This window comes from Streptomyces sp. CC53, from assembly GCF_001865245.1.
In the GTDB taxonomy this organism is placed as follows: Bacteria; Actinomycetota; Actinomycetes; order Streptomycetales; family Streptomycetaceae; genus Streptomyces.
Genome location: NZ_MKXB01000130.1, coordinates 9175 through 19156, shown reverse-complemented (window position 1 = coordinate 19156; position 9982 = coordinate 9175). Strand labels below are relative to the sequence as shown.

At 72.2% G+C, this 9982-nt stretch carries 8 protein-coding genes and 1 pseudogene; 7 read left to right on the top strand and 2 right to left on the bottom strand.

The genetic code is table 11. The annotated features are described in order from the left end of the window. Window positions 1–52: 52 nt before the first annotated feature. Window positions 53–1675 carry a potassium/proton antiporter gene (locus tag BJP40_RS12200; protein WP_079171110.1) on the bottom strand — a complete coding sequence of 541 codons (1623 nt, stop codon included), beginning with the start codon at window positions 1673–1675 and terminating at the stop codon, window positions 53–55. A gap of 251 nt (window positions 1676–1926) precedes the next feature. Here BJP40_RS12200 and BJP40_RS12195 point away from each other — a divergent pair, with 251 nt between their 5' ends. Then, on the top strand, window positions 1927–4743 hold the full coding sequence (locus tag BJP40_RS12195; protein WP_071280386.1) for a penicillin acylase family protein: 2817 nt from the start codon (window positions 1927–1929) through the stop codon (window positions 4741–4743). 40 nt (window positions 4744–4783) lie between these two features. Here BJP40_RS12195 and BJP40_RS12190 read toward each other — a convergent pair whose 3' ends face one another. After that, a complete protein-coding gene (locus BJP40_RS12190; protein WP_371258628.1) occupies window positions 4784–5455 on the bottom strand; it encodes a 5-formyltetrahydrofolate cyclo-ligase in 672 nt (223 codons plus the stop codon). A 134-nt stretch (window positions 5456–5589) separates the two neighbouring features. On the opposite strand from BJP40_RS12190, the gene galU reads away from it, so the two are divergent. From galU to BJP40_RS12160, 6 genes and pseudogenes are all read left to right on the top strand, one after another. Next, window positions 5590–6492 carry a UTP--glucose-1-phosphate uridylyltransferase GalU gene (gene galU, locus BJP40_RS12185; protein ID WP_071266709.1) on the top strand — a complete coding sequence of 301 codons (903 nt, stop codon included), beginning with the start codon at window positions 5590–5592 and terminating at the stop codon, window positions 6490–6492. A gap of 5 nt (window positions 6493–6497) precedes the next feature. Further along, on the top strand, window positions 6498–7805 hold the full coding sequence (glp, locus tag BJP40_RS12180) for a gephyrin-like molybdotransferase Glp (protein WP_071280385.1): 1308 nt from the start codon (window positions 6498–6500) through the stop codon (window positions 7803–7805). Window positions 7806–7897: 92 nt separating this feature from the next. Then, window positions 7898–8377 (top strand): cyclic pyranopterin monophosphate synthase MoaC, encoded by a 480-nt coding sequence (gene moaC, locus BJP40_RS12175; RefSeq protein ID WP_071266700.1) that lies wholly within the window; start codon window positions 7898–7900, stop codon window positions 8375–8377. Then, window positions 8374–8907 carry a molybdenum cofactor biosynthesis protein B gene (locus BJP40_RS12170; RefSeq protein WP_107416757.1) on the top strand — a complete coding sequence of 178 codons (534 nt, stop codon included), beginning with the start codon at window positions 8374–8376 and terminating at the stop codon, window positions 8905–8907. Before moaC ends, BJP40_RS12170 begins: the two co-directional genes overlap by 4 nt. Then, window positions 8904–9527: a GNAT family N-acetyltransferase gene (locus BJP40_RS12165; RefSeq protein WP_071280384.1), complete on the top strand. Its 624-nt coding sequence runs from the start codon at window positions 8904–8906 to the stop codon at window positions 9525–9527. The genes BJP40_RS12170 and BJP40_RS12165 overlap by 4 nt, the downstream gene beginning before the upstream one ends. A gap of 141 nt (window positions 9528–9668) precedes the next feature. Beyond that, window positions 9669–9982, top strand: a pseudogene (locus BJP40_RS12160) (hypothetical protein); the annotation flags it as partial.

Below are 9982 nucleotides of genomic sequence, written 5' to 3'. Positions count from 1 at the left end.
CCCGACCGCCCGCCCGCCACCGCGCCCCGGGCCCGGTCGTCCCGGCGGCCGCTCACCGGGCCCCGCCCGTGCCGAGCCAGCCCGCGAGCTTGCCGCCCCGGCCCACCGCGTGCAGGCGCCGTTCCGCCGCGTCCCGCACCGGGTCCGTCGCCACGACCAGGAGTTCGTCGCCGCGCCGCAGCACGGTCGCGGGTGACGGGACGAAGCTCCTGCCGTCCCGTACGACCAGGGTGACGGCGGCACCCGGCGGCAGGCGCAGCTCCGCTACCTCCACGCCGTGCATCCGGGACCGCTCGGGGATGGACAGGGACAGCAGGTGGCCGCGGAGCCGCTCCAGGGGCGCGGACTCGACGCCCAGGTCCGTGGCCTCGTCGCCCTCGCCGAGCCGCAGCACCTTGGCCAGCCACGGCAGCGTCGGTGCCTGGATCAGTGTGTAGACGACCACCAGCACGAAGACGATGTTGAACACCTTCCGGCTGCCCTCGATGCCGGTCACCATGGGGATGGTCGCCAGGATGACGGGCACCGCCCCGCGCAGTCCCGCCCAGGACATCAGCGCCTGCTCCTGCCACGGGATCCGGAACGGCAGCAGGCTCAGCAGGACCGACACCGGCCGGGCCACCACCGTCAGCACCAGGCCGATGGCCACGGCCGGCCAGAAGTCCTCGAACAGTTCGTGCGGGGTCACCAGGAGGCCGAGCAGGACGAACATGCCGATCTGCGCGATCCACCCGAGGCCCTCCGCGAAGCCGCGCGTCGCGGGCTGGTGCGGCAGCCGGGCGTTGCCGAGCACCACGGCGGCGAGGTAGACGGCGAGGAAGCCGCTGCCGTGGGCCAGTGCGCCGCCGGCGTATGCGGCGACGGCGATGGCCATGACGGCGATCGGGTAGAGGCCGGAGGCCGGCAGGGCGACGCGCTTGAGGCCGTACGAGCCGATGAAGCCCACCGCGAGGCCGACGGCGGCGCCGATGGCCAGCTCCAGGGCGATCTTGCCGACCAGGACGTACCAGCTGTCGACGGGTCCCGTGGTGGAGAAGGCCACGACGAGGATGACCACCGGCGCGTCGTTGAACCCCGACTCGGCCTCCAGGGTGCCCGTCACGCGCGCGGGGAGGGGCACCTTGCGCAGCACGGAGAACACGGCGGCGGCGTCGGTCGAGGACACGACCGCCCCGATCAGCAGTGCCTGGCGCCATTCGAGGCCGACCAGGTAGTGCGCGGCGGCCGCCGTGATGCCCACGCTCACCGCGATGCCGCCGGTCGCCAGGACGGCCGCCGCGGGCAGCGCGGGTCTGATCTCCTTCCACTTCGTGCCCAGGCCGCCCTCGGCGAGGATCACGACGAGGGCGCCGTAGCCGATGACCTGGGTCAGCTCGGCGTTGTCGAAGGCGACGTTGCCGATGCCGTCCTGGCCGATCGCGATGCCGATCCCCAGGTAGAGGAGCAGGCTGGGGAGCCCGCTGCGGGAGGAGATGCGCACCGCGATGACGGCGACGAGGAGGACGAGGGAGCCGATGAGCAGGAGCGCGTTGAGCTGGTGGACAGTCAGGGGCCGATCCTTCCCGGTTCTGTGCTGTGGAGTGCAGGGCGTACGTGTATGCGTGCGTGTGGTGCCGTTGTCCGTGTGGGGTCGTGGGTCTGTGTGGGGCTGGGTGTCCGCTGTGGTGCGGAGCATCCGTGCATGTATGGGAGGACATGCCGGGTATGCGTGAACGCCCCTGGGGGCTTCCGGTGCCCGGCCCTCCGTTTACTTCGTTACCTTACCTAATCTTTTACGCTTCCTTGATGCCCTTCCGTGCCGTGCGGAGCCGTCGCACCAGGGGCTCCTCCACCGCTCCTCCCTGACTCCGCGTCCGGGCCGCCCGACGGCTGCGCCTATGGTTGCTCCAGCACTCCAGGACCAAGCCTGCGCCTCGAAGGACAGCGATGCCCGCCAACACCACCGTCTCTTCCACCAAGAAGAAGGGGCGACGTGCCCGCTTGCTCGTGATCGCCCTGGTGCTGGCGCTCGTCGCGGGCGTCGGCTACGGCGCCTACTGGAGCGTCAGCACCGTGCGTGCGCCGTTCCCGCAGACGACCGGCGCCCTCCGGCTGCCGGGCCTGTCCGGGCCGGTGGACGTCAAGCGGGACGCCTACGGCGTCCCGCAGATCTACGCCTCGACCGACGAGGACCTGTTCCGTGCCCAGGGGTACGTCCAGGCGCAGGACCGGTTCTGGGAGATGGACGTGCGCCGGCACATGACGGCGGGCCGACTCTCCGAGCTGCTCGGTGACGGGCTCGTCGACACCGACGCCTTCCTGCGCACGCTCGGCTGGCACCGGGTGGCGAAGGAGGAGTTCGACACCAAGCTCTCCGAGGAGACGAAGAAGAACCTCCAGGCGTACGCGGACGGCGTCAACGCCTACCTGGAGGACAAGCAGCCGCGGGACGTCTCGGTCGAGTACTCCGCCCTCGCCTTCGCGCACGACTACGCGATCGAGCCGTGGACGCCGGTCGACTCGGTCGCCTGGCTCAAGGCGATGGCGTGGGACCTCCGCGGCAACATGGAGGACGAGATCGACCGCTCGCTGATGCTCGACCGCCTCAGCCCCGAGCAGGTCGAGGAGCTGTACCCCGGCTACCCGTACGACCTGCACCGCCCGATCGTCGAGGACTTCGAGGTGGAGGGGTCGGACTCCGGCTCGGGCGGCGGCACCGGCAGCGGGAGCGGTACGGGTACCGGGACCGGGACGGGAACCGGTACGGGCAACGGCGCCCAGGGCGCCGCGAACGCCCTCCGGGGCGCCGCCAACGGGCTTCAGGGCGCCGCGGGCGGGCAGGGCTCCACGGCCGCCCGGAGCGGCCTCCAGGCGCAGCTCTCCGGCCTTTCGGAAGTGCTGGACGAGGTCCCCGCGCTGCTGGGCCCGAACGGCAACGGCATCGGCTCGAACTCCTGGGTCGTGTCCGGGAAGTACACGACCACCGGCAAGCCGCTGCTCGCCAACGACCCGCACCTCGCCCCCCAGCTGCCGTCCGTCTGGTACCAGATGGGCCTGCACTGCCGGAACGTGTCCGCCACCTGCGGCTACGACGTCGCCGGCTACACCTTCGCCGGCATGCCGGGCGTCGTCATCGGCCACAACCAGGACATCGCCTGGGGCATGACGAACCTCGGCACGGACGTCACGGACCTCTACCTGGAGAAGGTCACCGACCGCGGCTACCTGCGCGGCACCAAGGAGGTGCCGTTCGAGAGCCGCGACGAGGTCATCAAGGTCGCGGGTGGCAGCAGCCGCACCATCACCGTGCGCACCACCAACAACGGCCCGCTCATCTCCGACCGCAGCGACGAGCTGGAGAAGGTCGGCCAGAAGGCGCCCGTCACCAACAGCGCGCCCGACCGCGGTGACGGCTACGCGGTGGCGCTGCGCTGGACCGCCCTGGACCCGGGCACCTCCATGGAGGCCCTGTTCAAGCTGAACCGCGCCAAGGACTTCAAGGAGTTCCGCGAGGCGGCCCGCGACTTCGACGTGCCGGCGCAGAACCTCGTCTACGCCGACACCGAGGGCAACATCGGCTACCAGGCACCGGGCCGCGTCCCGGTCCGCGCCGAGGGCCACGACGGCCGCTACCCGGCGCCCGGCTGGGACCCGGCCTACGACTGGGAGAAGGAGTACGTCCCCTTCGAGGAGCTGCCCTACGAGCTGAACCCGAAGCGCGGCTACATCACCACCGCCAACCAGGCTGTCGTCGGCGCCTCCTACCCGCACCTGCTCACCAAGGACTGGGGCTACGGCTCCCGCAGCCAGCGGATCAACGACCTCATCGAGTCGAAGATCAAGGACGGCGGCAAGATCTCCACGGACGACATGCGCACCATGCAGACGGACAACAGCAGCGAGATCGCCAAGATGCTGACGCCGTACCTGCTGAAGATCGACGTGTCCGACCCGTACGTCCGTGAGGCGCAGCAGCTGCTGGAGGGCTGGGACTACACGCAGGAGAGCGACTCGGCGGCCGCGGCCTACTTCAACGCGGTCTGGCGCAACGTCCTCATGCTGTCCTTCGGCGACAAGCTTCCCAAGGAGCTGCGGGTCAAGGGCGACTGCGTCAACGTCAGGCCGGTCGACCCGACCGTTCCGGAGGACCAGCGCGACAAGCTCGTACGGGAGTGCGGCAAGCGCGCCCCGGACAAGGCGCAGCCGGACGGCGGCGACCGCTGGTACGAGGTGGTCCGCCCCCTCCTGAAGGACGAGAAGAACGCCTGGTGGCACTCCCCGGCAACCCGTCTGGACCCGGCCACCGAGACCCGGGACGAGCTGCTGGCCCGTGCCATGGACGACGCCCGCTGGGAGCTGACGGCGAAGCTGGGCAAGGACGTCTCCACCTGGAGCTGGGGGCGCCTGCACCAGCTGAACCTGCGGAACCAGACCCTCGGCACCGAGGGCCCCGCCGTCGTGAAGCAGCTCCTGAACCGGGGGCCGTGGAACCTCAGCGGCGGAGAGGCGGCGGTCAACGCCACCGGCTGGAACGCGGCGGGCGGCTACGACGTCGTCTGGGTGCCGTCGATGCGGATGGTCGTCAACGTCGGCGACTGGGACAAGTCCCGGTGGATCAACCTCACGGGCGCCTCGGGCCACGCCTACCACCCGCACTACACGGACCAGACGGAGATGTGGGCCAAGGGGGAGCTGCTCGACTGGCCGTACAGCGCCCAGGCGGTCGACCGCGCGAAGGCCGACCACCTGGTGCTGAAGCCCTAGCCGGGCGCACCGGGAGCGCCCGGTCGCCCTTCGCGGCCCCTCAGGAGGCTGCGAAGCGGCGGACGCCCCCGGGCGTCACCACGGCACGGACGGGGTGGTCGTGCGGTTCCTCCGGGACCCGCGCGACCACCTCGTGCGCGTAGAGGAGCACGACGAGCGCCGGGTCCGCGCCCGCGCGCGCGAGGCGGGCCAGTACGCGGTCGTACGAGCCGCCGCCCCGCCCGAGCCGCATGCCCCGTCCGTCCACGGCGAGTCCCGGCAGCAGCACCGCGTCCGCCTCCAGGACGGCGTCCGGGCCGAGCCGGGGCCCCGCGGGCTCCAGCAGGCCGAACCGCGCCCGCACCAGCCGGTCCGCGCCCTCGTGGACGGCCCAGTCGAGGTCGTTGTCGGGCAGCAGGACCGGCAGCAGCACGCGGACGCCACGCGCGCGCAGGGCCTCGATCAGGTCCCGGGTGCCCGGTTCGCGGCCCACGGAGACGTACGCGGCGACCGTGCCTGCCGCGGCCAGTTCGGGGAGCCGCAGCGCCTCGTCCGCCAGTGCCCCGGCGGCCCGGCCGACATCCTCGGAGGTCAGCAGGGTCCGTGCGGCCAGCAGCCTGCTCCGCAGCCCCGCCTTGTCCGGTGCGGCCGCGTCCCCTGCCCCGCCCGCGCCTCCACCTGCGGTCGCGCCCGCACCCGCTGCGGCGTCGCCCGCCTCGGACCCACCACTCACTCTGTCCACGTCCTTCCGGCCCGCGGCTGCCGGAGGCCGGCATGCGCCGCGGAACATCCCGTATCCGTCTATATGGGGAGGAAGTTAACCGAAGGATCATCTTCCTCCCATAGTCACCGGCTATGGTGCTCGGCATGACTCAGTCGCACTCCAGGATCACCAAGGCTGTCATCCCGGCCGCGGGCCTCGGCACCCGGTTCCTCCCCGCCACGAAGGCAACTCCCAAGGAGATGCTGCCGGTGGTGGACAAACCCGCCATCCAGTACGTGGTGGAGGAGGCGGTGGGGGCCGGGCTGCACGACGTCCTGATGATCACCGGGCGCAACAAGCGCCCCCTGGAGGACCACTTCGACCGCAACTACGAGCTCGAAGAGGCCCTGTTCAGGAAGGGCGACCTGGAGCGACTGGACAGGGTCAAGGAGTCCAACGGCCTGGCGACGATGCACTACGTCCGCCAGGGGGACCCGCGGGGCCTCGGCCACGCGGTGCTGTGCGCCGCCCCGCACGTCGGCGACCAGCCGTTCGCCGTCCTCCTCGGTGACGACCTGATCGACCCGCGCGACCCCCTGCTGGCCCGCATGATGGAGGTCCAGGAGCAGCAGGGCGGCAGCGTCATCGCCCTCATGGAGGTCGACCCGTCGCAGATCCACCTCTACGGCTGCGCGGCGGTCGAGCCCACCAACGACGCCGACGTGGTGCGGGTGACCGACCTGGTGGAGAAGCCCGACGCGGCGGACGCCCCCAGCAACTACGCCATCATCGGCCGGTACGTCCTGGACCCGGCCGTCTTCGGCATACTGCGCGAGACGGAGCCGGGACGCGGCGGGGAGATCCAGATCACCGACGCCCTGCACAAGCTCGCCACGGACAGCTCCCGGGGCGGCCCCGTCCACGGCGTGGTCTTCAAGGGGCGCCGCTACGACACCGGGGACCGCGGCGACTATCTCCGGGCGATTGTCAGACTCGCGTGCGAACGTGATGATCTGGGACCGGAGTTCCGGTCCTGGCTCCGCCGTTACGTCACCGAGGAGATGTAGGCCCCGTGAGCAGCACTGTGCGTACGACCTGGTCGGTGGACGAGCACCTGGACGACATCCTCGGCTCGATCCGCCCGCTCGACCCCATCGAGCTGCAGCTGCCCGACGCGCAGGGCTGCGTCCTCGTCGACGACGTCACGGTGCCCGTCGCCCTGCCCCCCTTCGACAACAGTTCCATGGACGGGTACGCGGTGCGCGTCGCCGACGTCGCGGGTGCCGGCGAGGAGTACCCGGCCGTGCTCACGGTCGTCGGCGACGTCGCCGCGGGCAGCGGTGAACTCCCCGAGGTCGGCCCGGGCCAGGCCGCCCGCATCATGACCGGAGCCCCGCTGCCGCCCGGCGCGGAGGCGGTCGTCCCCGTCGAGTGGACCGACGGCGGCGCCGGCGGCGGAGCGGCCACCACGATGCGTGCCGCGAGCACCGACCCGGACGGGGCGGGCGGCGAGGTGCGCGTGTACCGCCCCGTCGAGGCCCGCGCCCACGTCCGGGCCCGCGGCAGCGACGTCCAGGCCGGCGAGCCCGCCCTGGCGGCCGGCACGGTCCTCGGGCCGGCGCAGATCGGCCTGCTCGCCGCCATCGGCCGCGGCACCGTCCGCGTGCGGCCCCGCCCCCGCGTGGTCGTCATGTCGACCGGCAGCGAGCTCGTCCAGCCGGGCGAGGCGCTCGGGCCGGGCCAGATCTACGACTCCAACAGCTACGCCCTGAGCGCCGCCGCCCGCGACGCCGGGGCCCTCGCCTACCGGGTCGGCGCCGTCACCGACGACGCCGACGGGCTGCGCGCCGCCATCGAGGACCAGCTCGTGCGCGCCGACCTCCTGGTCACCACCGGCGGCGTCAGCGTCGGCGCGTACGACGTGGTGAAGGAGGCGCTGTCGGCGCCCGACGGCACCGAGGGCGGCAGCGGCGTCGATTTCCGTCGGCTCGCGATGCAGCCCGGCAAGCCGCAGGGCTTCGGGACCGTCGGCCCCGACCACGTCCCGCTCCTCGCCCTGCCGGGGAACCCGGTGTCCTCGTACGTGTCGTTCGAGCTGTTCGTCCGTCCCGCCATCCGCACCCTCATGGGACTCAAGGACGTGCACCGCCCCCGCGCGCGTGCCGCCCTGTCCGCGGACAAGGCCCTCACGTCGCCGGCCGGCAAGCGGCAGTTCCTGCGCGGGACGTACGACGCGCAGGCGGGTACCGTCACTCCTGTGGGCGGTGCGGGCTCCCACCTCGTCGCCGCCCTGGCGCACGCCGACGCGCTGCTCGTCGTACCGGAGGACACCACCATCGTGGGGCCCGGCGCCGAGCTGGAGGTGGTGATCATCCGCTGAACCACCCGGTCGCGTACGGCGCCCGTGGCGGTACGGTGTCTGCCGCCGTGCCGACAAGACGAACCGGCGCCAGAATCGCGAGGCGGAGTGCAGTGAGTACGCAAGGCAGTCTGACCCACATCGACGAGGCGGGGGCCGCCCGCATGGTGGACGTCTCCGCCAAGGACGTCACCGCACGCACCGCGCGGGCCACGGGCCGCGTCCTGGTCTCCCCGCGGGTGGTGGAGCTGCTGCGGGGCGAGGGCGTGCCGAAGGGGGACGCGCTCGCCACGGCCCGCATCGCCGGGATCATGGGCGCCAAGCGCACCCCCGACCTCATCCCGCTGTGCCACCCGCTCGCCGTGTCCGGGGTGAAGCTGGACCTGGCGGTGGCGGACGACGCGGTGGAGATCAGCGCCACGGTGAAGACCACCGACCGCACCGGCGTCGAGATGGAGGCCCTCACGGCGGTGTCCGTCGCGGCGCTGACGGTGGTCGACATGGTGAAGGCCGTCGACAAGGCGGCCGTGATCACCGACGTGCGGGTGGAGGAGAAGACGGGCGGCAAGTCCGGGGACTGGAGCCGGTCGTGAGCGCGGCGGACGGCAGCGGCCTCGGCGGCGCCCTGGCCGAGCCCTACCGCGCGCTGGTCGTCACCGCCTCCAACCGGGCCGCGGCAGGGGTGTACGAGGACAAGGGCGGCCCGGTCCTCGCCGAGGGCCTGCGGGCGCTGGGCTTCGCCGTCGACGGCCCGCAGGTCGTGCCCGACGGCGACCCCGTGGAGGCGGCCCTGCGCGCCGGGGTGGAGGCGGCCTACGACGTCATCCTCACCACGGGCGGTACCGGGATCTCCCCGTCCGACGCCACCCCGGAAGCGACCCGCCGCGTCCTCGACCACGAGATCCCCGGCATCCCCGAGGCCATCCGGGCCCACGGCCGCGACAAGGTCCCGACGGCCGCCCTCTCCCGCGGCCTCGCCGGCGTCGCGCGAGGCACCCTGATCGTCAACCTCCCCGGCTCCACGGGAGGCGTACGCGACGGACTGGCCGTCCTGGAGAAGCTGCTGGTCCACGCGGTGGACCAGCTCCGCGGCGGCGACCATCCGAGGCCGGCGGCGTCATGAACCCGGCCTGGCCGGCCACCCTGGCGGACAGCGACGTGGTCCTGCGGCCCATAAGGGCCCGCGACCAGAAGGAGTGGCGCGAGGTCAACCAGCGCAACCGCGACTGGCTGCGCCCCTGGGAGGCCACCGTCCCGCCGCCCCCGCCGGGCGCCCCGCCGGTGCAGCGGCCCACGTTCCGCCAGATGGTCCGCCACCTGCGCGCGGAAGCGAACGCGGGCCGCATGCTGCCCTTCGTGATCGAGTACCGCGGCCGGCTGGTCGGCCAGCTCACCGTCGCCGGGATCACGTGGGGCTCGATGTGCTCGGGACACGTCGGCTACTGGGTGGACCGGGACGTCGCCGGCCGCGGCGTCATGCCGACGGCGGTGGCCCTGGTCGTCGACCACTGCTTCCGTACGGTGGGCCTCCACCGCATCGAGGTGTGCATCCGCCCGGAGAACGTGCCGAGCCGCAGGGTCGTGGAGAAGCTCGGCTTCCGCGAGGAGGGGTTGCGCCCCCGCTACCTGCACATCGACGGTGCCTGGCGGGACCACCTGGTTTTCGCGCTGACGGCGGAGGAAGTACCGGAGGGGTTGCTGCGCCGCTGGCACACCGCGCGGCGGCAACACCCTGCAAAATAAAACATGCATTCGATAAAGGTCAGCCGTTGAGCACAATCGATCCGAACAATCACAAAAAATGTCAGTGATATCAGCCAGATCGTGCGACACACCGGCCCAATTGGCCGATGGCCTCACGCGAAGACCTCTACCGTGTGAGGCGTGAGCAGCAGCGGCCTCATCTACGCAGTCATCGTCGGAGCCTGGGCCGCCTACCTGGTGCCGATGTGGCTCCGCAGGCAGGACGAGCTGAACGAGGCTCGACCGACGGAACGCTTCAGCACCGCCATCCGGCTCCTGTCCGGACGGGCGGGGATGGAGCGACGGTACGCCAAGGAGCTGCGCTCCCGCGGCACCGACGAGGAGTGGCGGGATTCCGACGCGGACCCGGACGCCCGGACCGAGCACCTCGACTCGGTCGACGTCCGGGCCTTCGCCGCGCCCCCGGACCACACCGAAGCCCGCCTGGAGCCGCC